General features: G+C 47.7%; 27 protein-coding genes. 25 read left to right on the top strand and 2 right to left on the bottom strand.

Annotation, left to right across the window (positions count from 1 at the left end; genetic code table 11):
- Positions 1-24 precede the first annotated feature (24 nt).
- From hisG to JSY36_RS14340, 14 genes are all read left to right on the top strand, one after another.
- On the top strand, positions 25-645 hold the full coding sequence (hisG, locus tag JSY36_RS14275; RefSeq protein ID WP_122900065.1) for an ATP phosphoribosyltransferase: 621 nt from the start codon (positions 25-27) through the stop codon (positions 643-645).
- Positions 642-1,934: a histidinol dehydrogenase gene (hisD, locus tag JSY36_RS14280; RefSeq protein WP_205166886.1), complete on the top strand. Its 1,293-nt coding sequence runs from the start codon at positions 642-644 to the stop codon at positions 1,932-1,934. Before hisG ends, hisD begins: the two co-directional genes overlap by 4 nt.
- Positions 1,915-2,517: an imidazoleglycerol-phosphate dehydratase HisB gene (gene hisB, locus JSY36_RS14285; RefSeq protein WP_205166887.1), complete on the top strand. Its 603-nt coding sequence runs from the start codon at positions 1,915-1,917 to the stop codon at positions 2,515-2,517. Before hisD ends, hisB begins: the two co-directional genes overlap by 20 nt.
- Entirely contained in the window at positions 2,517-3,149 is a 633-nt protein-coding gene (hisH, locus tag JSY36_RS14290; protein ID WP_205166888.1) for an imidazole glycerol phosphate synthase subunit HisH, read from the top strand. The genes hisB and hisH overlap by 1 nt, the downstream gene beginning before the upstream one ends.
- Positions 3,149-3,880, top strand: a complete 732-nt coding sequence (gene hisA / locus JSY36_RS14295) for a 1-(5-phosphoribosyl)-5-[(5-phosphoribosylamino)methylideneamino]imidazole-4-carboxamide isomerase (protein WP_205166889.1) — start codon at positions 3,149-3,151, stop codon at positions 3,878-3,880. The genes hisH and hisA overlap by 1 nt, the downstream gene beginning before the upstream one ends.
- Positions 3,880-4,638, top strand: coding sequence for an imidazole glycerol phosphate synthase subunit HisF (gene hisF, locus JSY36_RS14300; protein WP_122898981.1), 759 nt, complete (start codon positions 3,880-3,882; stop codon positions 4,636-4,638). The genes hisA and hisF overlap by 1 nt, the downstream gene beginning before the upstream one ends.
- Positions 4,635-5,291: a bifunctional phosphoribosyl-AMP cyclohydrolase/phosphoribosyl-ATP diphosphatase HisIE gene (hisIE, locus tag JSY36_RS14305; protein WP_205166890.1), complete on the top strand. Its 657-nt coding sequence runs from the start codon at positions 4,635-4,637 to the stop codon at positions 5,289-5,291. Before hisF ends, hisIE begins: the two co-directional genes overlap by 4 nt.
- Positions 5,292-5,479: 188 nt before the next feature.
- Complete coding sequence (locus JSY36_RS20850; RefSeq protein WP_205166891.1) at positions 5,480-6,547, top strand: tetratricopeptide repeat protein; 1,068 nt, start codon at positions 5,480-5,482, stop codon at positions 6,545-6,547.
- A 301-nt stretch (positions 6,548-6,848) separates the two neighbouring features.
- On the top strand, positions 6,849-7,817 hold the full coding sequence (gene trxB, locus JSY36_RS14315) for a thioredoxin-disulfide reductase (protein ID WP_336511498.1): 969 nt from the start codon (positions 6,849-6,851) through the stop codon (positions 7,815-7,817).
- A gap of 860 nt (positions 7,818-8,677) precedes the next feature.
- On the top strand, positions 8,678-9,142 hold the full coding sequence (locus tag JSY36_RS14320; RefSeq protein ID WP_205166893.1) for an 8-oxo-dGTP diphosphatase: 465 nt from the start codon (positions 8,678-8,680) through the stop codon (positions 9,140-9,142).
- Positions 9,143-9,163: 21 nt separating this feature from the next.
- Entirely contained in the window at positions 9,164-10,060 is an 897-nt protein-coding gene (gene rapZ / locus JSY36_RS14325; RefSeq protein WP_122900062.1) for an RNase adapter RapZ, read from the top strand.
- On the top strand, positions 10,057-11,004 hold the full coding sequence (locus JSY36_RS14330; protein ID WP_122898971.1) for a gluconeogenesis factor YvcK family protein: 948 nt from the start codon (positions 10,057-10,059) through the stop codon (positions 11,002-11,004). The genes rapZ and JSY36_RS14330 overlap by 4 nt, the downstream gene beginning before the upstream one ends.
- A 98-nt stretch (positions 11,005-11,102) precedes the next feature.
- Entirely contained in the window at positions 11,103-12,044 is a 942-nt protein-coding gene (whiA, locus tag JSY36_RS14335) for a DNA-binding protein WhiA (protein ID WP_122898969.1), read from the top strand.
- 73 nt (positions 12,045-12,117) lie between these two features.
- Positions 12,118-12,375 (top strand): HPr family phosphocarrier protein, encoded by a 258-nt coding sequence (locus JSY36_RS14340; RefSeq protein ID WP_205166894.1) that lies wholly within the window; start codon positions 12,118-12,120, stop codon positions 12,373-12,375.
- A 222-nt stretch (positions 12,376-12,597) separates the two neighbouring features.
- Here the strand turns inward: JSY36_RS14340 and clpP are convergent, their stop codons facing one another.
- The gene (clpP, locus tag JSY36_RS14345; RefSeq protein ID WP_122900060.1) at positions 12,598-13,197 is read right to left on the bottom strand and encodes an ATP-dependent Clp endopeptidase proteolytic subunit ClpP; all 600 of its coding nucleotides are present in this window, start codon (positions 13,195-13,197) and stop codon (positions 12,598-12,600) included.
- Between the two features lie 459 nt (positions 13,198-13,656).
- Here clpP and rpoN point away from each other — a divergent pair, with 459 nt between their 5' ends.
- The 9 genes from rpoN (at position 13,657) to JSY36_RS14390 (ending at position 23,256) form a co-directional block, all read left to right on the top strand.
- Positions 13,657-15,012 carry an RNA polymerase factor sigma-54 gene (gene rpoN, locus JSY36_RS14350; protein ID WP_236784920.1) on the top strand — a complete coding sequence of 452 codons (1,356 nt, stop codon included), beginning with the start codon at positions 13,657-13,659 and terminating at the stop codon, positions 15,010-15,012.
- 22 nt (positions 15,013-15,034) lie between these two features.
- Complete coding sequence (locus tag JSY36_RS14355; RefSeq protein ID WP_205166895.1) at positions 15,035-15,283, top strand: glutaredoxin family protein; 249 nt, start codon at positions 15,035-15,037, stop codon at positions 15,281-15,283.
- A gap of 230 nt (positions 15,284-15,513) precedes the next feature.
- A complete protein-coding gene (locus JSY36_RS14360; RefSeq protein ID WP_205166896.1) occupies positions 15,514-16,545 on the top strand; it encodes a sugar-binding transcriptional regulator in 1,032 nt (343 codons plus the stop codon).
- Positions 16,546-16,658: 113 nt separating this feature from the next.
- Positions 16,659-17,666 (top strand): type I glyceraldehyde-3-phosphate dehydrogenase, encoded by a 1,008-nt coding sequence (gap, locus tag JSY36_RS14365; protein WP_122898961.1) that lies wholly within the window; start codon positions 16,659-16,661, stop codon positions 17,664-17,666.
- A 126-nt stretch (positions 17,667-17,792) separates the two neighbouring features.
- Positions 17,793-18,977, top strand: a complete 1,185-nt coding sequence (locus JSY36_RS14370) for a phosphoglycerate kinase (protein WP_205166897.1) — start codon at positions 17,793-17,795, stop codon at positions 18,975-18,977.
- Positions 18,978-19,005: 28 nt separating this feature from the next.
- Positions 19,006-19,764, top strand: coding sequence for a triose-phosphate isomerase (gene tpiA / locus JSY36_RS14375; protein ID WP_205166898.1), 759 nt, complete (start codon positions 19,006-19,008; stop codon positions 19,762-19,764).
- A complete protein-coding gene (gpmI, locus tag JSY36_RS14380; protein ID WP_122898956.1) occupies positions 19,761-21,299 on the top strand; it encodes a 2,3-bisphosphoglycerate-independent phosphoglycerate mutase in 1,539 nt (512 codons plus the stop codon). The genes tpiA and gpmI overlap by 4 nt, the downstream gene beginning before the upstream one ends.
- 130 nt (positions 21,300-21,429) lie before the next feature.
- Positions 21,430-22,719, top strand: a complete 1,290-nt coding sequence (eno, locus tag JSY36_RS14385) for a phosphopyruvate hydratase (protein WP_205166899.1) — start codon at positions 21,430-21,432, stop codon at positions 22,717-22,719.
- A 381-nt stretch (positions 22,720-23,100) separates the two neighbouring features.
- Positions 23,101-23,256, top strand: coding sequence for a hypothetical protein (locus JSY36_RS14390; protein ID WP_205166900.1), 156 nt, complete (start codon positions 23,101-23,103; stop codon positions 23,254-23,256).
- A gap of 80 nt (positions 23,257-23,336) precedes the next feature.
- On the opposite strand, the gene JSY36_RS14395 is transcribed toward JSY36_RS14390, so the two are convergent.
- Complete coding sequence (locus tag JSY36_RS14395) at positions 23,337-23,663, bottom strand: DUF4190 domain-containing protein (RefSeq protein WP_122898952.1); 327 nt, start codon at positions 23,661-23,663, stop codon at positions 23,337-23,339.
- 326 nt (positions 23,664-23,989) lie between these two features.
- Between JSY36_RS14395 and JSY36_RS14400 the strand changes: the two genes are divergently transcribed.
- On the top strand, positions 23,990-25,045 hold the full coding sequence (locus tag JSY36_RS14400) for a Gfo/Idh/MocA family protein (RefSeq protein ID WP_205166901.1): 1,056 nt from the start codon (positions 23,990-23,992) through the stop codon (positions 25,043-25,045).
- A gap of 131 nt (positions 25,046-25,176) precedes the next feature.
- A complete protein-coding gene (gene secG / locus JSY36_RS14405; protein ID WP_122898947.1) occupies positions 25,177-25,407 on the top strand; it encodes a preprotein translocase subunit SecG in 231 nt (76 codons plus the stop codon).
- Positions 25,408-25,733 lie beyond the last annotated feature (326 nt).

Here is a 25,733-nt window from a genome sequence, read left to right on the forward strand (position 1 = left end):
AAGGACGACCTCCTCACAGTTGCCATGCCAAAAGGACGCATCTTTGAAGAAGCGGTCTCTCTTCTGAGACAGGCGGGATACGACCTGCCGCCGGAATTTGATGATTCCCGGAAACTCATTCTTGACGTACCGAAAGCCAACATGCGCTTTATTTTATCCAAACCGATGGACGTGCCCACCTACGTGGAACACGGCGTAGCTGATGTGGGAGTAGCCGGAAAGGACGTCATGATCGAAGAAAAGCGTGACGTATACGAAGTACTCGACCTGAAGATCAGCGCCTGTTATATGGCTGTCGCCGCTCTCCCAAGCTACGATTCAAAGGCGGACATTGCACCTAAAATCGCAACAAAATACCCGAAACTCGCTGCCGGATACTTCCGCGAGCAGGGGGAACAGGTGGAAATCATCAAGCTGAACGGCTCGATTGAGCTTGCTCCTCTCGTAGGTCTTGCCGACCGGATCGTTGACATCGTCTCCACCGGCCGCACATTGAAAGAAAACGGCCTCGTGGAAACGGAAACGATGATGCCGATCACGTCACGCTTTATCGTCAACCCTGTAAGCTACCGGATGAAAGCCGGCCAGATCGATGACATGATCGAACGTCTCGCCCGTGTCGTTGAAGGAGGGAGCGGCCAGTGAACATCACCGAATACTCCAAAGACGTGAGTATCAAACGGACCGTCGACCAGGGAACAAGCGAACAGCGAAAAGCGGTGGAAGGAATCATTAGCCGCGTCAGGCGTGAAAAAGATACAGCCCTCGCAGAACTCACCGAGCAGTTCGACGGTGCCAGACTCGATACCCTTAAAGTAAGCCAGAGCGAAATGGACGCCGCCTACAAAAACGTGGATGATGAAACACTCGCTATCCTTCGTGAAGCAAAAGAGAACATTACCCGCTTTCACGAACGTCAGCAACGACAATCATGGATGACGACGGAAGAAGACGGTACAATTCTTGGCCAGAAAATCACCCCCCTCGACGCAGTAGGCGTCTACGTGCCGGGGGGCCGGGCCTCTTACCCGTCAACAATTCTGATGAACGTACTTCCCGCACAGGTCGCAGGCGTTGAACGAATCGTCATGGTTTCCCCGCCACAGGCAGACGGAACCTTAAACGACGTTGTCCTCGTTACCGCCTGTGAGCTGGGCGTTAAGGAAATCTACAAAGTCGGCGGTGCACAGGCCGTAGCCGCTCTTGCATACGGAACGGAAACGATCGCTCCCGTAGATAAAATCGTCGGCCCCGGCAACATCTATGTGGCTCTTGCAAAGCAGCTCGTCTATGGCACAGTCGACATCGACATGTTCGCGGGCCCTAGTGAAATCGTCGTTCTTGCCGACAGTACCGCCCGCCCTGACTACATCGCAGCGGATATGCTATCCCAGGCCGAGCACGACCCGATGGCATCCGCCGTTCTTGTCACACCGGATCTTACGCTGGCCGAACAGGTGGCCAAAGAAGTGTACGAGCAGCTTGAAACCCTGCCCAAAAAAGACATCGCCGAAGCATCCATCCGTGATTACGGCGCCATCTACGTGACCCGGGACATGAACGAAGCCCTCGATGCCGTAAACGAACTGGCACCGGAGCACCTCGAAGTGCAGACCGAATCCCCCTTTGAACTCCTGGGGGCGATCCGGCACGCCGGAGCCATCTTCGTTGGGGAAAACAGTTCGGAGCCTGTGGGTGATTATTTCGCCGGGCCCAACCACGTATTACCTACGAACGGCACTGCCCGCTTTTCCAGTCCGTTGAATGTAGATGACTTTACAAAAAAATCCAGCATTTTGTCCTACAGTAAAACCTCGGCACAGCGCCACGGGGCGAAAATTGCGGCATTTGCCAGACTCGAGGGACTCGAAGCCCACGCCCGCGCCGTCGAAAAACGTTTGGAGGAGAAAGAACATGACAACGAAAACGAGTAACCGGTTCGCTACAAAAAAGCGCAACACTAATGAAACGAAGATTAATCTTTCCTTAAACATCGACGGTGAAGGCCAGTCATCCCTTGAGACAGGCGTGCCGTTTTTAACACATATGCTCGATCTTTTTACCCGTCACGGACTGTTTGACTTAAACATTCAGGCTGACGGGGACACAGAAATTGACGATCACCACACCACTGAAGATATCGGGATCGTTCTTGGTGAAGCACTGAAGGAAGCCCTCGGAGATAAAAAAGGGATCCGCCGCTACGGAAACGCCTTCGTACCGATGGACGAAGCTCTTGCCCAGGTGACAGTGGATCTGAGTAACCGCCCGCACCTTGAGTACAGAGTGAATCTGCCGAGTGAGAAGGTGGGCACGTTTGATACAGAGCTTGTGCATGAATTTTTATGGAAGCTCGCTCTTGAAGCGCGGATGAACCTCCATGTGAACGTACCGTACGGGGAAAATACCCATCATATTATTGAAGCGGTCTTTAAAGCCCTCGGCCGCGCACTGGACGAGGCAACCCAGATCGATCCCCGTGTTAAAGGGGTTCCGTCAACGAAAGGACGTTTATAATGATTGGCATTATCGACTACGGAATGGGGAACCTTCACAGTGTTTCAAAAGCACTGGAGCGCCTTGACTATCCGTACTTTATTTCAGGAGACGAAGCTGAACTTTCAAAAGCAGACGGCCTTCTTTTACCCGGTGTAGGCTCGTTTCGGGACGGTATAACCGAACTTGAAAACGCCGGTCTCATCTTGTTTATCCAAGACTGGGCAGCGTCAGGAAAGCCTCTGCTGGGCATCTGTCTTGGCATGCAGCTGCTTTTTGATAAAAGCGAAGAAAACGGCTCGACAAATGGACTTGGTCTTTTGCCTGGCCGTGTCGAGAAGCTTACTGGCATGTCAGCAACAGGGGAGCGGTACAAAGTGCCGCATATGGGGTGGAATGAGCTTCATTATGCGAAAGCTGATCACCCTGTCACCGCAGGTGTGCCTAAAGGGCATGTCTATTTTGTTCATTCCTACGCTGTTCATGTGGCAGACCCGGACAACCTCGTTGCCTATGCGGACTACTATGAACGAATTCCGGCTGTGGTGGCCCGTGACAATGTGTGGGGAACACAGTTTCACCCGGAAAAAAGCAGTACCGTAGGAATAGCGATGCTTCGTAATTTTGCCGACCAGGTAGAGGGGGGAAAGTAATGTTTACTATTTATCCGGCCATTGATATGCGCGGTGGCAAGTGTGTCCGTCTCCTTCAGGGAGATTACGATAAGGAAACGGTTTACGGCGACAGCCCGTTTGATATGGCGAAAACCTTTGCGGAAGAAGGAGCAGAGTGGATTCACATGGTTGATCTTGACGGAGCAAAAGAAGGGGCTCCCGTTAACCACGGGCATGTAACCCGGGCGGCAAAAGAACTGGACGCACGTGTTCAGGTAGGCGGAGGAATCCGTACTCTTGAAGCGGCTGCGGCCTATTTGGATGAAGGGGTTGACCGGGTCATCCTCGGAAGCTCGGCCATCAGCGATCCAGCCTTTGTTCAGGAGATGCTTCGTACATATGGCGGTGACCGTGTCGTAATCGGGATCGATGCCCGTGACGGTTACGTTGCCACTCACGGATGGCTTGAAACGTCAACGGTAAAAGCAGAAGACCTGGCCCTTGAGCTCGCGAGTCACGGAGCGAAATGGTTTGTGATGACGGACATTTCACGGGACGGCATGCTCAACGGACCGAATGTGGATGCCATCGCCAACCTGGGAAGCATGACCGGAAAGAACGTTGTGGCATCCGGCGGGGTAAGCGGATTGAAGGACCTGGCTGATTTGAAGGCCCGTGCCTCCGAAGGAATCGAAGGGGCCATCGTCGGAAAAGCGCTGTATGAAGGACGGTTCACACTAAAGCAAGCGCTGGAGGAGGTGGCAGACTGATGCTTACGAAACGAATTATTCCGTGTCTCGACGTAAAAGAAGGGCGCGTTGTAAAAGGCGTTCAGTTCGTTGATTTGCGTGACGCCGGCGATCCAGTTGAGCTTGCTGCTTTTTACGATGAGCAGGGGGCCGATGAGCTTGTGTTCCTCGACATCTCCGCGTCTCACGAAGGACGGGAAACGATGGTGGATGTGATTGAGAAGGTGGCCGGAGAACTGGCCATCCCCTTTACGGTGGGGGGCGGAATCAATGCCCTGGCTGACATGAAACGGGTTCTCCGTGCCGGTGCGGACAAGGTGAGTCTGAATACTGCGGCTGTACTGCGTCCGGAACTGATTACAGAAGGAGCCGATTACTTTGGCTCCCAGTGTATCGTCGTTGCCATCGATGCCCGCTGGGATGAAGAGATGGGATCATGGCGCGTGTTTACCCACGGCGGCCGAAACTCAACTGACTGGGATGCGGTTGAATGGGCAAAAAGAGCAGTGGAACTGGGCGCCGGTGAGATCCTTCTTACAAGCATGGATCAGGACGGAGCCAAGTCAGGTTTTCACATTGCACTCACAGCGGCTGTCAGTGAGGCGGTCAGCGTTCCTGTGATCGCTTCCGGCGGTGCCGGTTCGAAAGAGCACTTTTATGAGGCCTTTACGGCCGGGAAAGCTGATGCAGCACTGGCTGCGTCTATTTTCCACTATAAAGAAACGAGTGTAGCGGAAGTGAAAGACTGGTTAAAAGAGAAGGGGCTGAACATACGATGACAATCACACTCAAAGACCTTACGTTTGATGATAAAGGACTCATTCCTGCGGTGGTTCAGGATGCTTCGACAAAAGAAGTGCTCACGGTGGCGTATATGAATGAAGAGTCGCTTCAAAAGAGCGTGGAGACCCGGGAGACATGGTTTTACAGCCGCTCCCGCCAGGAGCTTTGGCACAAAGGGGCCACTTCAGGCAACACTCAGACAATAGAGGAAATCCGGTTTGACTGTGATCAGGATGCCCTGGTCGTACTTGTGACACCACGTGGACCTGCGTGCCATACGGGGGCGGTGAGCTGTTTCTCGGACACCCTCGTCTCAAGTGAAGGCGGCTCAGCTGAAGGGAAAAGGGATCGCTTTGCCATTCTCGAAGAGCTGGAGAAGACGATTGCGAGCCGGGAAAAAGAACGTCCCGAAGGCTCCTACACCACGTATTTATTTAACGAAGGCGTGGATAAAATTCTGAAGAAAGTAGGAGAAGAAGCGTCGGAAGTCATCATCGCTTCCAAGAACCGCTCGCCTGAGGAACTCACCTGGGAAACGGCGGATCTTCTTTACCACCTGATGGTTCTCCTGGAAGAACAAAAGCTGCCACTCGACCTGATCCTGGAACGCCTCGAGGACCGCTTCGGCAAACAGCACCTGAAAAAATAAAACACCATAAGTTCGGGGGTCTGACCCTCTGTGAATTTATCACAGAGGGTCAGACCCCTCATTTTGTTTTAAGTGAGAAATTACGGTGTGGAATTGTGGATGTGGTGCGTGTTATACTGCTTGTATGTGTTTTTTGCAGTAATTTGTAAGAAGATAGAAGTTCTTGACCGTGATTGGGGGCACAATTCGTGCGTAACATAAATGTAAATGAGAAGAAGGGGCAGGTCATTCCTTTTTTACAGGACGGCGCCTACTACTATAAAAAAGGTATCGAAGCCTATCAGAACCGTAATATAAACCAGGCTGCACATTACATTAAGAGAGCGCTCCGCCTTGAGCCGGAGGAGCCTGTATTTTTGTGTCAGATGGCCATTGTCATGTCGGAAAAAGGACATTTTGAAGAAGCAAACGAGCTCCTTGAAAAAGTCATTAATGAGATTGATGAAAACATGGCAGAATGCTATTTCTTTTTAGCCAACAATCTTGCTCATGCAGGGGATTTCGACATTGCCGTGAAGCATTTGAAAACGTATCTGAAGCTGGACCCTAAAGGAGAGTTCGCTGAAGATGCGACGACGCTTCTTGAAATGCTTGAAGACGATGAGGAAGAGCTCGATGATGTTGAGGAAACAGAAGAGCAGCTTGCTCACAGCCGACTTGAGAGAGCCGCAGACCTTCTCGACCGTGGGCAGTTTGACGAAGCGGAACGGGAAGTGACGACTTCCTTATCGGAAGAGCCGAAGCAGTGGGATCTTTATGCCTACATGGCCGAAGCTATGTTTTATCAAGGTGAAAAAGAGCAGGCGCTCGATATTGTCGCTGATCTTTTACAGAAAGAGGACAAAAACTTCCTTGCCCAGTGTAACGCTGCTGTTTTCCTGAAAGAAACGGGAGATATTGCCTGGGAACAGATGGCCTCTGGTTTAAGAGTTATGAGACCGATGAACGACTGGTACGGCTATCACCTGGCAAAAACGTGGTTTTTCCTGGGTGATTACCACGAGGCGTATGACTGGTTCAAACGCTTGTATCAGCGCCATACCTTTTTAAAGCGTCCGCGTTTTTATCATCAGATGGCTCTTACAGCCTGGATGGCAGGAGATAAGGAGCGTGCCCGTCAGCTTTGGAAACGGGTCACGCAGTTTGACCACCACCAAAAGAAGCTGGCGGAGTGGTGTATGGACAAGGTGATTCAGGACGCAAAGCCAGAGCGATCCTGGTTCTACTACCGCATGCCTGAATCCGAACAAGAATAGTTCAAAGCCGGGGCCTCAAAAGGTCTCGGTAGATTGGCAATGGCTCCGCACGCTGCTCGCCCGGCTGGAGAAAAACCACTCCTGCCGGGCTCTATAAAGAGGGCAGCGGCTCCACTCATTGCTTGAGGTTGACCCAAAAGGTAAAAAAACAACCTTTTGAGTCAACCTCTTTTTCGATGGGTGGAAGGCGGTATAATGCCTCATCATAGGCAAACACTAACGTGTGAGCAGAACGATGGACTTCGTGATTATTTTTTCATAGGATATAGATGTGAACAAATCAACCTATCGTATTAGGGGAGTGGACAAAGTGACTGAAGAAAAAATTTATGATGTTGTAATAATCGGAGCAGGACCGGCTGGGATGACAGCTGCTGTATATACGTCCCGTGCAAACTTATCCACGGTTATGATCGAGCGCGGCATGCCGGGCGGACAGATGGCCAATACAGAAGACGTTGAAAACTACCCGGGATATGACAGCATCCTCGGTCCGGACTTGTCTAATAAAATGTTTGATCACTCTAAAAAGTTCGGTGCTGAGTATAAATACGGTGATGTAAAAGAAATCATCGACGGTAAAGAATACAAGCGCATCGTGTTAGGCAATGGTGAAATTAAAACACGTGCGATTATTATTGCCACAGGAGCGAAATACAAAGCTCTTGGTGTTGATGGTGAAAAAGAGCTGAGCGGCCGCGGTGTATCCTACTGTGCGGTTTGTGACGGTGCTTTCTTTAAAAATAAAGAGCTTGTGGTTGTCGGCGGTGGTGACTCTGCAGTGGAAGAAGCGGTATATCTCACTCGTTTCGCCAGCAAAGTGACGATTGTTCACCGGCGTGATAAATTCCGTGCCCAAAAAATTATTCAGGACCGTGCGTTTGCCAACGAAAAGATTAACTTTATCTGGGACACTGTTGTAAAAGAGATCAACGACAAAGAGGGTAAAGTGGGGAGTGTTACACTCGTCAGCACGAAAGATGGTTCTGAGCGTGAATTTAAAACGGACGGTGTATTTATCTATATCGGTATGCTTCCGATCAACGAGCCGTTTAAGGACCTTGGCATTACGAACGAAGACGGCTATGTGGAAACAAATGACGAGATGGAAACGAAAATTCCGGGAATCTATGCGGCTGGGGATGTTCGTGAGAAAACACTCCGTCAGATTGTGACAGCAACAGGAGACGGAAGTATCGCAGCCCAGGCAGTTCAGCACTATGTGGAAAGTCTGATTGAAGAGCTTGAAAGTGAAAAAGCGAAGAATTAAATGTGTAAGCGGCGGCTCATCGGGTGATGAGCCGCTTTTTTGGTTTAGAAGGGACGCTGAAAAGACTGGAAGGACATTTATGGAGAACTTTTGTGGATTTATGGAGAGTTGAGGCTGTTTTTTGGAGAACTTTCTGGTGTTTATGCAGAGTTCGGGACGTTTTATGCAGACTTTTGGACGATTTAAAGAGAATACCCTGTATTTCGACACCGAACAGCCGCATCATTAGCCACAGCCTGGCCATGGCTAAAACCCCGGTACCTGTCCAAGAAATGTCAAGAGAACACCAGCAATTGTGCGGGGACAGACCCCCGAACTTTTGACCCCCGAACTTTTTCGACTTTGGGCTGTACTACTTCGGGAGGCGAACCTGTTTCATAGGCGGGAGTTTCGTTTGGGTATGGGACTTTTCCTGGTTATTGAAGGGAGTTCACCAGGTTTTAGAAATCGTAATTCCGTCTTAACGAACCTGTAACAGATCTGTCACACAATGGGGGTAATATAAGAATAAGTAATTGACCCCCTTTTATATATTTTGGCACAGGCGATCGAAGTCTGTGCCCCTTTTTTTGCCTTCATATCAGCGAGTCTCCTGTTACATTCACCAACCGCCATTCCCCCCTGTATAAACAATCCTTTTTTCCTGTTCTATTGGTTACGGTGTGCAATATATAGTATAATTTAATCAAGAGAAGCGGATTGTCACACTATCCTTAATTGTGAAAATGTGATCAATCAATCCTGTCCCGATAATCCAGCTGTTCCGCAGTACATACAGAGCAGGGACAGTAGCATTCCAAAACAGGTCAATATCTTTTTTTATGAATATAAATGTAGCAGACATAGCAGAGGTGAACCGTATGAGACGAGTAAGCAACTGTATTTTACATGATAAAAAAAGCGATCAGGTGTTAATGCTGCAAAAGCCCAGCCGCGGATGGTGGGTGGCACCGGGCGGAAAGATGGAGCCACGGGAATCCGTAAAAGAAAGTGCCGTACGTGAATTTAAAGAGGAAACAGGCATTGATCTCCATGAACCCACACTAAGAGGCGTGTTCACAGTCGTTGTGGAAGAAGAGGGGAAAACCGTTAACGAGTGGATGCTGTTTACGTTTTACGCTGAAAATTTCAGTGGTGAACTTCTCAGTGAATCTCCCGAAGGCCACCTGGAGTGGCAGCCTGCGGAAAATATTATAAATCTTCCTATGGCAGCCGGGGACCACCACTTCTTTAAACATATCCTGAGCCGGGACGGTCTCATTTACGGCACGTTTGTTTACTCCACAGATTATAAGTTGCTTTCATACAGCCTGGATGCTGAATAAAAGAGGGGAGAGGTGACAGTGATGGAAAACAGAACAAAAGCAACAGAGATGGAAATTGTCATTGTTACAGGGATGTCAGGAGCCGGAAAGACTGTCGCGGTCCAGAGCTTTGAGGATCTCGGTTATTTTTGTGTGGATAACCTGCCTCCCGCGCTGATTCCGAAGTTCGTTGACTTAATCGAAAACTCCGGTGAAAAAATGAAGAAGGTCGCGTTTGTCATCGATCTTCGCGGCCGGGACTTTTTCGATGAACTTTTCGCAACCATTGACTATCTCAGTTCAGAGGCCAAAGTGACGCCCCAGATTTTGTTCCTGGAGGCGAAGGACGATGCGCTTGTCCGCCGCTATAAGGAAACGAGACGTTCGCATCCTCTTGCGGGAGACGGACCGCCCCTTGAAGGGATTAAACTGGAACGTCAGATGCTTGATGAATTAAAAGGGCAGGCCCAGTTGATTATTGATACGAGCGATCTGAAGCCCCTTGCCCTGAGAGAAAAAATTATCGAACGCTTCTCCTCACCCGAGAAAAATGTATTTTCCGTGCAAATCATGTCGTTTGGCTTCAAACACGGCATTCCGATTGATGCAGACCTTGTGTTTGACGTGAGGTTTCTTCCAAACCCCCACTACATTGACCATATGCGTCCGAAGACGGGGCTGGATAAAGAAGTGTCCGACTATGTGCTTAAGTGGTCAGAGACCCAGCAGTTTAACGAAAAGCTTCATGATCTTCTGAGCTATATGCTTCCTCATTACAAACGGGAAGGGAAAAGCCAGCTAATCGTTGCTATCGGCTGTACAGGAGGCAAACACCGTTCTGTCACCCTTGCTGAATACTTTAAGCAGAAAATTCTCGATCTTGGTTACATGACGTATGTTTCTCACCGTGACGTAGAGAAAGGACGACGAGAAGGTTGAAAAAAGCAAATGTCGTCATTTTAGGGGGAGGAACAGGACTGTCGGTTTTACTCAGGGGATTAAAGACTTTTCCGGTGGATATTACGGCCATTGTCACCGTAGCCGATGACGGGGGCAGCTCCGGGCGTCTCAGGAAAGAGCTCAATATTCCGCCGCCGGGTGATGTGAGGAACGTACTCATTGCCCTTTCTGAAGTGGAGCCTCTTGTAGAGGAGCTGTTTCAGCACCGGTTTGAAAATGGGAACGGCCTCACCGGCCACTCTCTTGGCAACCTCCTCCTCGCGGGGATGACGTCCATTACAGGCGGGGATTTTGCCAGGGGTGTGGAAGTGCTGAGCCGGGTGTTGAATGTAAAAGGGAAGGTACTGCCTGCAGCGAACCAGAGCATCGTCCTCCATGCAGAAATGGAAGATGGGACCCACGTAGAAGGGGAATCCAAGATCCCTCATGCGGGTAAAAAAATCAAACGGGTTTTCCTTGAACCGGAAAACGTAACGGCCCTCAAGGAATCTGTGTACGCGATTAACAAAGCCGATCTGATTGTGATTGGTCCGGGAAGTCTGTATACGAGTATCCTGCCCAATCTTCTTGTTCCGGGAATTGCAGATGCTGTTAAGAAAGCCTCGGCTGAAAAGGTCTACGTCTGCAACGTAATGACCCAGCCCGGGGAGACGGATGACTTCAGTGCAGGTGACCATGTGCAGGCCCTTGTAGACCATGTAGGAAAAGACCTTCTCGATAAGGTGCTCGTAAATACCCAGCCGATTCCTTTGTCCTACGCCCAGCGTTATGCAACTGAAGGGGCGATGGAAGTAAAGGTGGACAGCGATCATCTGAATAAACTGGAAGTAGAAATTATAGGGGATGAACTGTTATACTTTGATAATTACCTTCTGCGGCACGATGCCCTGAAAGTTTCCCAGCGTCTTGTGAGTATGCTTTAGGGGAAGATCAAGCTATAATAGTAAATAAAGATAAAACGATGGGACCGGTCATCCTACTGGCCGGACTTGTAAATTTTTTACGTCAGGGGGTGGGACCTATGTCCTTTGCTTCCATGACAAAAAAAGAACTCACTCAGCTGGAGGTCGACCCGTGCTGCAGCAAAGCAGAGCTGGCGGCCCTTATCCGCATGAATGGTTCTTTGTCATTCGGAAACAAACAAATGATTCTCGATATCCAGACCGAGAATGCAGCCATAGCAAGACGGATTTATTCATTGATTAAAACGTGTTATCCATTGCACGTTGAGCTTCTCGTGCGTAAGAAGATGCGGCTGAAAAAGAACAACGTCTACATTGTAAGAATCTCCAATGAAGCGCGTAAGCTTCTTGAGGAGCTTAAAATAATGGAAGGGGCTTTCTCTTTTACGAGAGAGATCTCTCCTGATCTGATTGAAAAAGATTGCTGTAAACGGGCATATCTACGCGGGGCATTTCTGGCCGGAGGGTCCGTTAACCATCCTGAAACGTCTTCTTATCACTTGGAGATTTTCTCTCTTTACGAGGAACATAACGATTCTTTACGCAGGCTGATGAATCATTTTCACCTGAATGCAAAAATGCTGGAGAGAAAAAAAGGATTTATCCTCTATTTGAAAGAAGGAGAACGTATCAGCGATTTTTTAAATGTCATCGGTGCTCATCAGTCACTGCTTCGATTTGAAGATGTCCGCATTATGAAGGACATGAGGAACTCTGTAAACCGCCTTGTGAATTGCGAAACCGCCAACCTGAATAAAACGGTAGGTGCCGCTATGAGGCAGGTAGAGAACATCCGTTTCATAAAGGAAGAAGTAGGTCTTGATATTTTACCGGACAAGCTTCGTGAAATTGCAGAGCTCCGCATCAATCATCAGGATGTGACGCTGAAAGAGCTCGGTGAAATGGTTGAAAGCGGGAAAGTAAGTAAGTCCGGAGTCAACCATCGTTTAAGAAAAATTGATGAGTATGCGACAAAACTAAGGGCAGGAGAAAAGGTTTAGTCATTTTTGACTTCCTTTTCTACAGGTTCTTTTTGAAAGCGCTTGTATATAAGGACTAAAGGAGGAATCGGAAATGATCGAGGAAACATTAACTGTAAGACGAAAAACAGGATTACAGGCAAGACCGGCTGCCTTGTTTGTACAGGAGGCAAACCGCTTCTCGTCAGATATTTTTATCGAACGTGACGGGAAAAAAGTGAATGCCAAAAGTATTATGGGGATTATGAGCCTGGCTATTGGTTCAGGAAAAACGGTTGCGCTGACGATTGAAGGCAGTGACGAATCAGAAGCTCTGGAAGCATTACGTCAATTTGTCGAGCGGGAAGAATAGACGCTCTGTTCAACTTTTTATATTTTTAAGAAAGATGACTCCGGGTAGACTCGGGTCATCTTTTTTTAGCAAAGAGCCTGTTTTTTGAAAATTGAAGGCTTGCAAAACGAAGGCATTCCTGCACCAACTCAAACTTTTTAAAAAAAGAATTCTAATTTACACATTAAAAAATGAGCCCCGGATGTTTCACACATCCGGGGCTCATTCGTGATTCACACGCTCTTATGCGTTGGACAGATCTGTTTTCTTTGCCATTACATCATCGATAAGACCGTACTTCTTGGCAGCATCCGCTGTCATGAAGTTGTCTCGGTCAGTATCGCGCTGAATGATTTCCATAGGCTGGCCTGTACGCTCAGCAAGAATCTGATTCAGTTTTTCGCGCATTTCAATAATGCGTTTTGCGTGAATCTCAATATCAGATGCCTGGCCTTGTGTTCCTCCAAGCGGCTGGTGAATCATAACTTCACTGTTTGGAAGGGCAAATCGCTTGCCCGGCTCCCCTGCTGCAAGAAGGAATGCCCCCATGCTTGCTGCCATACCGATACAGATTGTCTGTACTTTTGGCGCAATAAACTGCATCGTATCGTAGATGGCCATACCGGAAGTGATGGAGCCGCCCGGGCTGTTAATGTACAGGGAGATGTCTTTCTCAGGGTCTTCGGCTGCCAGGAACAACAGCTGTGCTACAATGGAGTTTGCCACGTTGTCATCAATACCTGACCCCAGCATAATAATTCGATCTTTTAACAAACGGGAATAGATGTCATAAGCACGTTCTCCCCGGTTTGTCTGCTCAATAACTGTAGGAATTAAATTCATTTCGAAATCCTCCTTTAATATTGTATACGTATGATGTTGTGAAATCATCTGCTTCATCATGAAGGTACTCTTATCATAACCGTAATGGTCAGTGAAGGTCAAATGTTTCACCCTTATGTATTTCATAAAAAAATCGACACTTTTCATGATAGCCTAATCTCGGGGAATTCAAACTTCAGTTGAGCTATTTAACGAATTCAATTACAAATATTGCATCAGGAAAGCGCATACAATGTGTGGTAAAATAGCAGTGTGATAGATAGGACTTTTCCATTTGGTGAAACTTCTGCATTCTGCTTTACTATTCTGGCAGAGGAAGAAGCAGGTGTACTTCATCTTCGAGGAGGCCAAACGGCGCTTCGCATGCAATGAACGGAAATCAACACCTGCCTTTAACAGAGCCACTATTTTAAAGATTGTGTCTAATCATGTATACTTGTGTGAGGGAGGTTATACCTCATGATGAATATGGATTTAGGATTGTATCAGCAACAGACAATGAAGCTTGTCATGACGAACGAACTGAGACAGGCGATTACGATACTTCAATATTCGGCTCTGGATTTGAACAACTATCTCCACGAACAGCAGCTTGAGAACCCGCTGATTGAATTAAAGGAAAGCAGGGCTCATGAAGAGCTTGTCCGTGACAGTATGAATCTCCAGACCCCATACTATGACAGAGGGAGCCGTCACGATCACGATGACGACTACTCCCCCCTTGACCATGTTAGTGACCAGACAGAAGGGCTCCAGGATTTTTTGCTGAGCCAGCTCAGGCTCCTCAAACTTCCTGATGCACAGAGAAGGATCGTCGTTTACCTCGCTCTTTGCGTGGACGAAAACGGCTATCTGCCCTATACAATAGAAAAACTGGCAGAAGAATTGGATGAACCGTTGGAAAATACGGAGTCTGCTCTTCATATTCTTCAAAGCCTGGAGCCGGCGGGTGTCGGCGCCCGCTCATTAAAGGACTGTCTCCTTCTTCAGCTGAGACAGCTTGAAAACCGTGACCCCCTGGCAGAACGGGTGGTAGAAGAGGATCTTGATCTCCTTGGAAAAAAGCAGTACAAGAAGATTGCTAAAAAAGCAGGTGTCGATGTTCAGGACATACAGACGATTGCTGATCTTATTCAGACACTGAACCCAAGACCGGGGGCTGTGTTTCAGGATGAGCCGGCCAAGTATGTGACACCCGACATAACGGTGAAAAAAATCGAAGGCCGTTATAAAGTGATGTTAAATGACCAGTACCTGCCAAAGGTGTCGCTGAATCGTCAGTATGAAAAAATGCTGAAGGAAAATAATGAAGAATTAAACGGCTATTTAAAGCAAAAGCACGAGCAGCTTCAATGGATAATAAAAAGCATTGCCCAGCGTCAGCAAACGCTCAAAAATGTAACAGAGGCCATTATAAAGCACCAGGAGGCTTTCCTTGATCACGGTCCCGGCTACCTTCAGCCTCTTACATTAAAGCAGATCGCTCAGATTGTTGATGTTCATGAATCCACGGTCTCCCGGGCGACAACAAGAAAATATGTCCAGACACCCCGGGGTGTATTTGAACTGAAATATTTCTTTAACTCCATGGTTGGTGGAGGAGCGGGCGGCAGTGACGGGACTTCCTCCGAAAAGGTGAAGATTTACCTGAAGCGCCTCGTTGATGAAGAGCCGAAAGCCAAACCTCTCTCCGATCAGAAGCTTGCCGAGTTATTGAAGTCTGAACATGATATCCATGTCTCAAGACGTACGGTTGCCAAGTACCGGGATGAGATGCACATTCCTTCTTCGTCCCAGCGGAAACGTTACGCCTGACATAAACAGGAGGTCCCTCAGTTTGAAATTGACTTTTTACACAAAAAAAGACTGCCCGTTATGTGAAGGCGGTCTGGCAGTTTTGGAGATGCTTCGTGAAGATTATCCGTTCACCGTTAAAGAAATGGATATTTACGAGGACGACGCTCTCCTTGAAAAATACCAGATCCGCATTCCTGTCATTGAAGATGATAAGGGAAAGGTTTTGGAAGAAGGAAATATCTCTTATCTTACATTGAAACAAAAACTAAATGATTTGTTTACAACTTAATTCTTGAATCACAGACCTTTACTTGCTACAATGGCTTTGGATGTACACAAAGTGTGTTATCCAAAGTACGGACAATCCGATTGGCAGGGCGGGTCTTTTTTTTACAGTGGTTGGGACATAATATGTCTATGGGGGACATTTGGTGTCCCGAATAAGCAGCCTGGACGATTACTTATCATTACCCAATCCCTGTTACATAAAAACGGCCTACTTAAAAAGGAGTTTCAAAGATGAATCGATTGTTGGATATCCAGAAAAAACTGCTGCCTGATCTTGTAGATACGATGGGTATGCGGTATCGGATTCTTCGTTTTGTCCGGTTAATGCAGCCGATCGGAAGAAGAAGCCTCGCTTCCAGCGTTGAAATGTCCGAGCGGGTGTTAAGAAGTGAAGTGATGTTCTTAAAAGACCAGGGTCTGGTCAATGTCGCTTCCTCAGGAATGACGCTCACAGAAGAAGGGTACAATTTACTTGTTCAGCTGGAAGAAGTCATGAAAGAAACCTTCAACATCAGCATGATGGAGAAAAAGCTCAAATCTCATTTTAACCTTCAGGATGTGGTTATTGTCCCTGGTGACAGTGATGAATATCCGTGGGTGAAAAAAGAGATGGGAAGAGCGTGTGTCTCGTTGATGAAAAAGAAGTTTTCAACAGAAGAGAACATCATTGCTGTAACAGGAGGAACATCCATCTCAGCTGTTGCTGAAATGATGGCTCCGAACACAGAACTGGAAAAAGCGCTGTTTGTTCCGGCAAGGGGAGGCCTTGGGGAACAGGTAGAGAACCAGGCGAATACGATCTGTGCTGAAATGGCCAGAAAAGCATCAGGAAAGTACCGGCTGCTTCATGTACCTGATCAGCTCAGCAAAGAGTCGTACAGTTCTCTCGTTGAAGAGCCGTCCGTCAGAGAAATACTCGGCCTGATCCGTTCAGCCGCCATGGTTGTTCACGGTATCGGGGAAGCAAGGACAATGGCGACCCGCAGACAGTCTTCGCAGGAACTCGTCGATAAACTCAGGGATAAAAATGCAGTTGCTGAAGCCTTTGGTTATTATTTCGATCAGAGTGGGGATATTATCCATAAAGTACTGACGATCGGATTGCAGCTGGAGGACCTCGCCACGATTCCTTATGTGGTTGCCGTAGCAGGAGGGTCATCGAAAGGGCACGCGATTCAGGCCTATATGAAGCAAGGGCCGAGCGAAGTCCTTGTCACAGATGAGGGCGCTGCAAAAGCAATACTGAGTGAAATTGAGGTTTAATCATGTCCCATGCCGTTAATAGAGCGGTAATGTGGACAATCACATTGTGTATCAAGGGGATTACCCTTTGAAATATAAAACTTTCTTTACCCAAATAAGGAGGAGCTATTATTATGGCTACAAAAATTGGTATTAATGGTTTTGGACGTATCGGACGTAACGTATTCCGAGCAGCACTAAACAACAACGATGTTGAGGTAGTAGCAGTAAACGATCTTACTGATGCTGACATGCTTGCTCACCTTCTGCAGTATGACTCTGTACACGGTAAGCTTGACGCTACTGTTGAAGTACAAGGAGAGAACCTTGTAGTAGATGGTAAAGAAATCAAAGTACTTGCTGAGCGTGACCCTGCGAAACTTGGTTGGGGAGACCTTGGAGTAGAAGTGGTTATCGAATCAACAGGACGTTTCACGAAGCGTGCTGACGCTGCGAAACACATCGAAGCAGGTGCGAAAAAAGTATTAATCTCTGCTCCGGCATCTGACGAAGACCTTACAGTTGTTATGGGTGTTAACGAAGAGAGCTACGATGCTGACAACCACCACGTTATCTCTAACGCATCTTGTACAACGAACTGTCTTGCTCCATTTGCAAAAGTACTTAACGACAAGTTCGGTATCCGTCGCGGTATGATGACAACTGTTCACTCTTACACGAACGACCAGCAGATCCTTGACCTTCCACACAAGGACTACCGCCGTGCCCGTGCTGCAGCTGAAAACATCATCCCGACAACAACCGGAGCTGCAAAAGCTGTAGCACTTGTACTTCCTGAGCTTAAAGGGAAGCTGAACGGTGGCGCTATGCGTGTACCAACTCCTAACGTATCTCTTGTTGACCTTGTGGCTGAACTTGACAAAGAAGTAACAGCTGAAGAAGTAAACGCAGCATTTAAAGAAGCAGCTGAAGGAGACCTTAAAGGTGTTCTCGGTTACAGCGAAGAGCCGCTTGTATCCGGTGACTACAACGGAAACCCTGAGTCTTCAACTGTAGACGCTCTTTCTACAATGGTTATGGAAGGCAACATGGTTAAAGTCATCTCCTGGTATGACAACGAGTGGGGCTACTCAAACCGCCTTGTAGACCTTGTTGGCTATATCGCTAAAAAAGGACTGTAAACCTCTCATAATGATCCACAACTGAAAGAGGCAGCGGTTTCCGCTCCTCTTTCCCTTTTACTTAACTCATATAGCCCGGAATGCCCGGGAAATCAAATTGAATGAAAACACGAGGAGGCCAATTTCATGAACAAAAAAACGATTCGTGACCTCGACTTAAAAGGAAAACGAGTATTCTGCCGTGTTGACTTTAACGTCCCGATGAAAGATGGGGAAGTAACCGATGAAACTCGTATCCGTGCTGCCCTGCCAACGATCAAGTACCTTACAGAGCAAGGGGCAAAAGTTATTCTGGCGAGTCACTTAGGCCGTCCTAAAGGAGAAGTCGTTGAAGACCTTCGCCTCGATCCTGTGGCTAAGCGCTTGAGTGACCTTTTAGGAAAAGAAGTCCTAAAAACCGATGAGGTATATGGCGCTGAGCCGAAAAAAGCCATCGACCAGCTTGGTGAAGGAGATATCGTCCTTCTTGAAAATGTCCGTTTCGAAGCGGGCGAAGAGAAGAACGATGCAGATCTCGCCGCAGCATTCGCTGAGCTTGCTGACGTTTACGTAAACGATGCATTCGGTGCTGCTCACCGCGCACACGCTTCTACTGAAGGCATCGCACATCATCTTCCGGCACTTGCGGGTCTTTTGATGGAAAAGGAACTTGATGTTCTCGGAAAAGCTCTCTCTGAGCCTGAACGTCCGTTCACAGCCATCATCGGCGGTGCAAAAGTAAAAGATAAAATCGGTGTGATTGATAACTTGCTTGATAAGGTAGACAATTTGATTATCGGCGGCGGACTTGCCTACACGTTCATAAAAGCCCGCGGTTTTGAAATCGGTAAGTCTCTTCTTGAAGAAGACAAGGTTGATCTTGCAAAGCAGTTCATGGAAAAGGCAGAGAAAAACGGTGTGAACCTTTACATGCCTGAAGATGTTGTTGTAGCTGACGACTTCGGTGAAGACGCAAATACGCAAGAGGTTGATATCGACAGCATCCCTTCTGACTGGGAAGGCTTGGACATTGGTCCGAAAACCCGTGAAACATTTAAAGAAGTCATCACTTCTTCCAAGTTGGCAATCTGGAACGGTCCAATGGGCGTATTTGAACTTGAAACCTTTGCTAACGGAACAAAGGCCGTTGGTAATGCATTAGCAGATGCAGAAGGAACGTATACGGTTATCGGTGGAGGTGACTCTGCAGCAGCTGTTGAAAAATTCGGCATGGCTGACCGCATGAATCACATTTCAACTGGTGGCGGAGCGTCACTTGAGTTTATGGAAGGCAAAGAACTTCCTGGTGTCGTTGCTTTAAACGATAAGTAAGCATTACTATTTTTGAGGAGGTCTGGCAATGCGTAAACCTATCATTGCAGGAAACTGGAAAATGAACAAAACGAAGCGTGAAGCTCAGGACTTTGTACAGGAAGTCAAAGGGCTTATCCCTTCAAAGGAAACGGTAGACGCAGTAGTATGCTCTCCATCACTGTTTTTGGACGCCCTCGTAAAAGAAGCGGAAGGCAGTGACCTTAAAATCGGTGCTCAGAACATGCACTTTGAAGAGAGTGGTGCTTTCACAGGTGAAACCAGCCCGGTTGCACTTTCCGATCTGGGTGTAACATATGTTGTACTCGGCCACTCCGAGCGTCGTGAACTTTTCGGCGAAACAGATGAGATCGTGAATCAAAAAGTACACGCTGCATTCTCTCATGACCTCACACCTATTGTTTGTGTAGGAGAGTCTCTTGAGGAAAAAGAAGCTGACAAAACAGCACAGGTAGTAACGGACCAGGTGCAAAAAGGTCTTCAGGGTCTTACAGAAGAGCAGGTAAAGAAAACGGTTATTGCCTATGAGCCAATCTGGGCGATCGGTACAGGTAAAACCGCTTCTGCGGACGATGCAAACGACACTTGTGCAGTCATCCGTGAAGTTGTGAAGTCTTCTTTCTCTGAAGCGGCGTCTGAAGCGATCCGCATCCAGTACGGCGGAAGTGTGAAGCCGGCAAACATTGAAGAGCTTCTTGGAAAGTCCGATATTGACGGAGCACTCGTCGGTGGAGCAAGCTTAGACCCTCAATCTTTCTTACAGTTAGTGGAGGCAGGAAATAAATGAGTAAAAAACCAACCGCATTAATCATCCTCGATGGTTTTGCGTTGCGTGATGAAACGAAAGGTAACGCGGTTGCCAAGGCAAACAAGCCGAACTTTGACCGCTACTGGAACGAGCACCCGCACGCAACACTTGAGGCCTGCGGAGAGGCAGTAGGTCTTCCGGAAGGCCAGATGGGTAATTCAGAAGTAGGTCACTTGAACATCGGTGCCGGCCGCCCGGTGTATCAAAGCCTGACCCGTGTAAACCTGAGTATCCGTGAAGGTGAGTTCTATGCAAACCAGACGTTCAAAGACGCTATGGATCACGTAAGGAACAATGGAACGAATCTTCACATCTACGGACTTCTTTCCGATGGCGGGATCCACAGTCACATCAACCACATGTTTGCTCTCCTGGAAATGGCACAAAAGAGCGGTGTGGAAAAAGTGTATCTTCACGGCTTCCTTGACGGCCGCGACGTAGGTCCTCAATCAGCAGAGAAGTACATTCGCGAAACACAGGAGAGAATGAAAGAGCTCGGTATTGGTGAAATTGCATCCATTCAGGGACGCTACTACGCCATGGACCGTGACAAGCGATGGGACCGTGTTGAAAAATCCTACCGCGCTATGGTTTACGGCGAAGGTCTTAAGTACCGTGATCCTATTGAAGCTCTTGAAGACTCTTATAAAAATGACATCCACGACGAATTCGTTCTTCCTTCTGTAATGACACAAGAAGACGGTGAAACACCGGTTGGAACAATTCAGGAAGGGGACGGTGTTATCTTCTTTAACTTCCGACCTGACCGTGCAATCCAGATGTCACAAGTATTCACAAACGACGAGTTTGATGGATTTGATAAAGGGCACCGCTTTCCGAAAGACGTACACTATGTGTGTCTTACACACTTCAGTGAAACGGTTAAAGGGTATGTGGCGTTCGAGCCTCAGAATCTTGCAAACACACTCGGGGAAGTGGTTTCCGAAGCAGGCCTGACCCAGCTTCGGATTGCTGAAACCGAGAAGTACCCTCACGTTACGTTCTTTTTCAGCGGTGGACGCGAAGCGCAGTTCCCGGGAGAAGAGCGGGTATTGATCGATTCTCCTAAAGTAGCCACTTACGACCTTAAGCCGGAAATGAGTGCTTATGAAGTAACGGATGCTCTTATTAACGAGATCGATCAGGACAAGCACGATATGATCATTCTTAACTTCGCCAACCCTGATATGGTCGGTCACTCCGGTAAAATGGATCCGACTGTCAAAGCGATCGAAGCAGTGGATGAGTGCCTCGGCCGCGTAGTCGAGAAGATTCACGAAAAAGGCGGACAGGCCATTATTACCGCTGACCACGGCAACTCCGATGAAATCATGACAATGGAAGGAAAGCCAATGACGGCCCACACGACTAACCCGGTACCGGTTATCGTAACAGGTCACAAAGGTGAAATCCGTCAGGACGGTATTCTCGGAGATCTGGCACCAACGATGCTTGAACTGCTTGGTGTTGAGCAGCCAAAAGAAATGACAGGTAAAAGTTTGATTACAAAATAAAGACGGTGCAGGTGAACGGGAAAAGAGAAGCGAATACAGCTTACGGAGACGTTCGAAGGCCTTTGTATCCGCAGACTTTTTCGGCGTTTCACACCGTACTTTATTCAAAATTAAAAGGAGTGTTTTGAACATGACTGCAATTATTGATGTATATGCACGCCAGGTATTGGATTCCCGCGGGAACCCGACTGTAGAAGTAGAAGTAACATTGGAAAGCGGCGGATTCGGCCGCGCACTTGTACCAAGTGGTGCTTCCACTGGTGAATACGAAGCTGTTGAACTTCGTGACGGCGGCGACGCTTGGATGGGTAAAGGCGTAGGCCAGGCTGTTGAGAACGTAAACGAGCAAATTGCTCCGGAACTGGTAGGATTCGACGCTCTTGACCAGGTTGGCATTGACCAGCTTATGATCGAGCTTGACGGTACAGAAAACAAAGGCAAGCTTGGCGCAAACGCCATCCTTGGAGTATCCATGGCTGTTGCACGTGCGGCTGCTGACGCTCTAGGTGTACCTCTTTACACGTACCTTGGCGGATTTAACGCGAAAACTCTACCAACACCAATGATGAACATCATCAACGGTGGTGAGCACGCGGACAACAACGTTGACATCCAGGAATTTATGATCATGCCTGTAGGTGCTGAAAAGTTCGTTGACGCACTTCGCATGGGAGCTGAAATCTTCCATAACCTTAAGAAAGTACTCAGCGAAAAAGGCTACAACACAGCTGTAGGTGACGAAGGCGGATTCGCTCCAAACCTATCTTCCAACGAAGAAGCACTATCTACCATCATCGAAGCGATCGAAAAAGCTGGCTACAAGCCAGGCGAAGACATCGTTCTTGCCATGGACGTTGCCGCTTCTGAAATCTACGAAGACGGTAAATACAACCTTAAAGGTGAAGGTGTTGTTAAAACATCTGAAGAAATGGTTGCTTACTACGAGGACCTTTGCTCTAAGTACCCAATCGTTTCAATCGAAGACGGCCTGGACGAAAACGACTGGGACGGCTTCAAAAAGCTTACTGACGCTCTGGGCGAAAAAGTACAGCTTGTTGGTGACGACTTGTTCGTAACAAACACAAACAAACTTTCTCAAGGTATCGAACAGGGAATCGGTAACTCGATCCTTATCAAAGTAAACCAAATCGGTACACTTACTGAAACGTTTGACGCAATCGAAATGGCGAAGCGCGCAGGCTACACTGCAGTAATCTCTCACCGTTCCGGTGAAACAGAAGACAGCACAATTGCTGACATCGCAGTAGCTACAAACGCTGGCCAGATTAAAACAGGAGCGCCATCCCGCTCTGACCGCGTAGCGAAATACAACCAGCTTCTTCGCATCGAAGACGAGCTCGAGTACATCGGCCGTTACGCTGGAAAAGACGCGTTCTACAACCTAAGCAACAAGAAGTAAGTAATATACAAAAGCCCCGCTGCACATATGGTGCAGCGGGGTTTTTGGCATTTGTGGAGGGTGGGTGGAAGGGGATTTGGTGCACACCGGCCGTATGAATTTAATGGTGGATGAATGAGGGGGAGGGTGAGAGAAAGACCGGTTAATTTATGAGAGCTCTGACTAATTTAAATGGAAGGGGGGCAGGTCGCGGGAAAAGACCGGTTAAATTTTTGAAAAGCCCGATTAAATGCGGCAAAAGCCCTATTAAAAAAGTAAACTCAGGTCAAAATTCCGACTTAGGGTGTGCGAGGGGAAAGATGGTAGATAAATCCGAAAAGGTGATAGATATGTCCACGGTGAGAGGACAGTCCGTGGGGGACATCAGGTTGGTTGAACTCAATGAAGAACCGCCCAAACTCAATGAACAACGAGGCAAAAGTGATGAACATCGGTCTCAAAGTATGCGGCAAAAGCCCTGTTGACCTCAACCTGATGAAAAACCGCCCAAACTCGATGAACAACGCACTCAACAGCAACACAGGGGAAGCTATATAACCCTCCGCCACACCCTTCTACCACCAGCACACTCCCCTGCGCGCACACTTACATCCGCCCTTTACACCAATCCCCCTCACTCACCATCCCCGGACCTGCTCAATGATCTTATCCTCAAGATCAAAGATCGTACTGAAGAAGATTAAAAAATACAGCAGCATAAATAACAATGAGATAATCCCCAGTATCATTCCGGCAGTAGCGAATGACCGCCGTTCTGTACTCTTCCTGCCCGGTATAGCCAGAATAATCGCCAGAAGGCTGCTGGGAATTGACATAAACGCAAGCAGGATCCCGCCGATCAGGGAGGCAATCCCCAGAATAAAGCTGGAATAGGCAAAAGCACGCTTTAAACCATCATCATGAACGGGCTTGTTCGGGTAAATGGATGCTGTTCTCCTCTCCATCACTGCCCCTCCTCGTGAAAATCCTCTTCATACTTTATATGACTAACCAGGATCAATTAGTCCTCTTGCACTGTCCACCACTGAACCAGAAAGAAATGCTACAATAGACGAAGAGCAACAAGGAGGCCACTGAAAAAGTACAAACCAACTTTTTCAGTGCCTTTATTCCAGTGGCAATGGCTCCACCCGGTTGCGCGCCTGTTACGAGAAACCCACTCATAACTGGCTTTTAAAACATGCAACCGTTACGCTCATTGCTTAAAAGGCACTGAAAAAGTTAAAGATCGAACTTTTTCAGTGCCTTCAACAAGAAGGAGGAGTCAGACATGATTGAAAGACCATTAAAAGTCGGGATTATCGGACCGGGAGGCATTGCCAGAAGTGCCCATGCGCCGTATTACATAAATGACAAACGCACAGAGCTGGCAGCTGTGACATCCAGAACGCTGGAGAAAGCAGAAGCTTTTGCTAAAGATTTTAATGTCCCGGCTGCCTACGATGATACTCAGACAATGCTTGAAAACGAGGATATCGACCTCGTGAGCATCTGTACACCGAATAAGTTCCACAAGGACGCGGTCATTCAATCCCTCAAGGCAGGCTGCCATGTCCTTTGCGAAAAGCCGCCGGCTATGTCTCTTGCGGAAGCGGAAGAAATGGAATTTGCCGCAGAGGAAGCAGGCAAGGTTCTGATGTATGCTTTTCACCACCGTTACAATCTTGAAACACAGGTGCTTAAACGGGCAATCGAAGCAGGTGACCTGGGCAGCATTTATCATGCGAATGTTCAAGCCATGCGTCGCAGGGGAATTCCCGGGTGGGGCGTCTTTACTAACAAAGAGCTCCAAGGCGGAGGCCCCCTTATTGACGTAGGTGTTCACATGCTTGATTTGGCTCTTTACCTGACGGGCTTTCCTGAACCGATCGAAGTAATGGGATCGACGCATAAACGTATTGGTCATAAACCGGGAGTTGGGCTTCTCGGCCAGTGGGATCCAGCCAAATATGAAGTGGAAGACCTCGCTACAGGAATGGTTCGTTTTCAGAACGGGATGAGCATGCTGATTGAGTCCTCTTTTGCTGCTAATCAAAAAGAGGAAGAAACGTTAAATGTTAAGCTTCTCGGGGACCAGGGAGGAGCCGAGACAGCACCACTCCAGCTCTTTGAAGAAAAACACGGTTCACTTTTAAACACAACGCCTGCCTATCTGGAAAAAACAGATCCCCGCTCCAGTTACGAGCGGCAGATAACGCACTTTATTGATTGCTGCCGTGGGGAAGCCAAACCTCTTTCTACGCCGGCTCAGGGAACAACGGTTCAGAGGATTGTTGAAGGGCTCTATGAGTCAGCAGCCAAATGTCAGTCTGTAAGTTTGTTGTAAAATTCAGAAAATGTCTATCTCAGAGGGTGAATGTCCTATTGCACACCTCATCCTTTTTTGGTAAACTCAAAATAGGTTTTAAGCAAGCTCATCTCAGAGTATTGTTTAAGTGTCGGATGGAGGTGTAGGGATTGTTAGCTGTGACGTCAATACTTCTAGTTATTGTCTCCATTATGCTTATTACAGTTGTATTACTGCAATCAGGCCGTAGTGCAGGACTATCTGGAGCAATCTCCGGTGGTGCCGAGCAGTTAATGGGAAAACAAAAAGCACGTGGTTTGGAAGCTTTCTTAAGCAAAACAACCGTCGTACTTGCTGTATTGTTCTTCTTGTTAACCATTACGGTAGCATTTTATATGTAAAAAGTAATGCCAACAGCAGGGAACCTGGTTCCCTGCTGTTTTTTATTTTGGCGCTGATCAGGATGTATTTGTTGATCCACTTTACTTTATAAATACAATAAGTTGAAGACAATTGGCTTTCTGTGAACGCTTCTGAATTCTGTACCCCCAGGAGTCTCAGGTACATGGTTCACATCCCCGGTTTAAACAAGCAACATCACCTTTGCGAAAAGAGGGTGTTCTCTTCATTCTCCTCATATATTTATTATACTCCCGAAATGTTAAGAGTTAATATAATCCTCCTAAATAAAAAACATGCAAGGTTATCTGACAAGCAGGTAGTTTTG

This window comes from Alteribacter salitolerans, from assembly GCF_016901055.1.
Classification (GTDB): Bacteria; Bacillota; Bacilli; order Bacillales; family Salisediminibacteriaceae; genus Alteribacter; species Alteribacter keqinensis.

What these genes read in the sequence shown, in the direction of transcription:
- hisG (WP_122900065.1), top strand. Translation starts at nt 25, where the DNA reads ATGCCAAAAGGACGCATCTTTGAAGAAGCGGTCTCTCTTCTGAGACAG.
- hisB (WP_205166887.1), top strand. Translation starts at nt 1,915, where the DNA reads ATGACAACGAAAACGAGTAACCGGTTCGCTACAAAAAAGCGCAACACT.
- hisH (WP_205166888.1), top strand. Translation starts at nt 2,517, where the DNA reads ATGATTGGCATTATCGACTACGGAATGGGGAACCTTCACAGTGTTTCA.
- hisA (WP_205166889.1), top strand. Translation starts at nt 3,149, where the DNA reads ATGTTTACTATTTATCCGGCCATTGATATGCGCGGTGGCAAGTGTGTC.
- hisF (WP_122898981.1), top strand. Translation starts at nt 3,880, where the DNA reads ATGCTTACGAAACGAATTATTCCGTGTCTCGACGTAAAAGAAGGGCGC.
- hisIE (WP_205166890.1), top strand. Translation starts at nt 4,635, where the DNA reads ATGACAATCACACTCAAAGACCTTACGTTTGATGATAAAGGACTCATT.
- JSY36_RS14320 (WP_205166893.1), top strand. Translation starts at nt 8,678, where the DNA reads ATGAGACGAGTAAGCAACTGTATTTTACATGATAAAAAAAGCGATCAG.
- rapZ (WP_122900062.1), top strand. Translation starts at nt 9,164, where the DNA reads ATGGAAAACAGAACAAAAGCAACAGAGATGGAAATTGTCATTGTTACA.
- whiA (WP_122898969.1), top strand. Translation starts at nt 11,103, where the DNA reads ATGTCCTTTGCTTCCATGACAAAAAAAGAACTCACTCAGCTGGAGGTC.
- JSY36_RS14340 (WP_205166894.1), top strand. Translation starts at nt 12,118, where the DNA reads ATGATCGAGGAAACATTAACTGTAAGACGAAAAACAGGATTACAGGCA.
- clpP (WP_122900060.1), bottom strand. Translation starts at nt 13,197, where the DNA reads ATGAATTTAATTCCTACAGTTATTGAGCAGACAAACCGGGGAGAACGT.
- rpoN (WP_236784920.1), top strand. Translation starts at nt 13,657, where the DNA reads ATGATGAATATGGATTTAGGATTGTATCAGCAACAGACAATGAAGCTT.
- JSY36_RS14360 (WP_205166896.1), top strand. Translation starts at nt 15,514, where the DNA reads ATGAATCGATTGTTGGATATCCAGAAAAAACTGCTGCCTGATCTTGTA.
- gap (WP_122898961.1), top strand. Translation starts at nt 16,659, where the DNA reads ATGGCTACAAAAATTGGTATTAATGGTTTTGGACGTATCGGACGTAAC.
- JSY36_RS14370 (WP_205166897.1), top strand. Translation starts at nt 17,793, where the DNA reads ATGAACAAAAAAACGATTCGTGACCTCGACTTAAAAGGAAAACGAGTA.
- tpiA (WP_205166898.1), top strand. Translation starts at nt 19,006, where the DNA reads ATGCGTAAACCTATCATTGCAGGAAACTGGAAAATGAACAAAACGAAG.
- gpmI (WP_122898956.1), top strand. Translation starts at nt 19,761, where the DNA reads ATGAGTAAAAAACCAACCGCATTAATCATCCTCGATGGTTTTGCGTTG.
- eno (WP_205166899.1), top strand. Translation starts at nt 21,430, where the DNA reads ATGACTGCAATTATTGATGTATATGCACGCCAGGTATTGGATTCCCGC.
- JSY36_RS14390 (WP_205166900.1), top strand. Translation starts at nt 23,101, where the DNA reads ATGAAGAACCGCCCAAACTCAATGAACAACGAGGCAAAAGTGATGAAC.
- JSY36_RS14395 (WP_122898952.1), bottom strand. Translation starts at nt 23,663, where the DNA reads ATGGAGAGGAGAACAGCATCCATTTACCCGAACAAGCCCGTTCATGAT.
- JSY36_RS14400 (WP_205166901.1), top strand. Translation starts at nt 23,990, where the DNA reads ATGATTGAAAGACCATTAAAAGTCGGGATTATCGGACCGGGAGGCATT.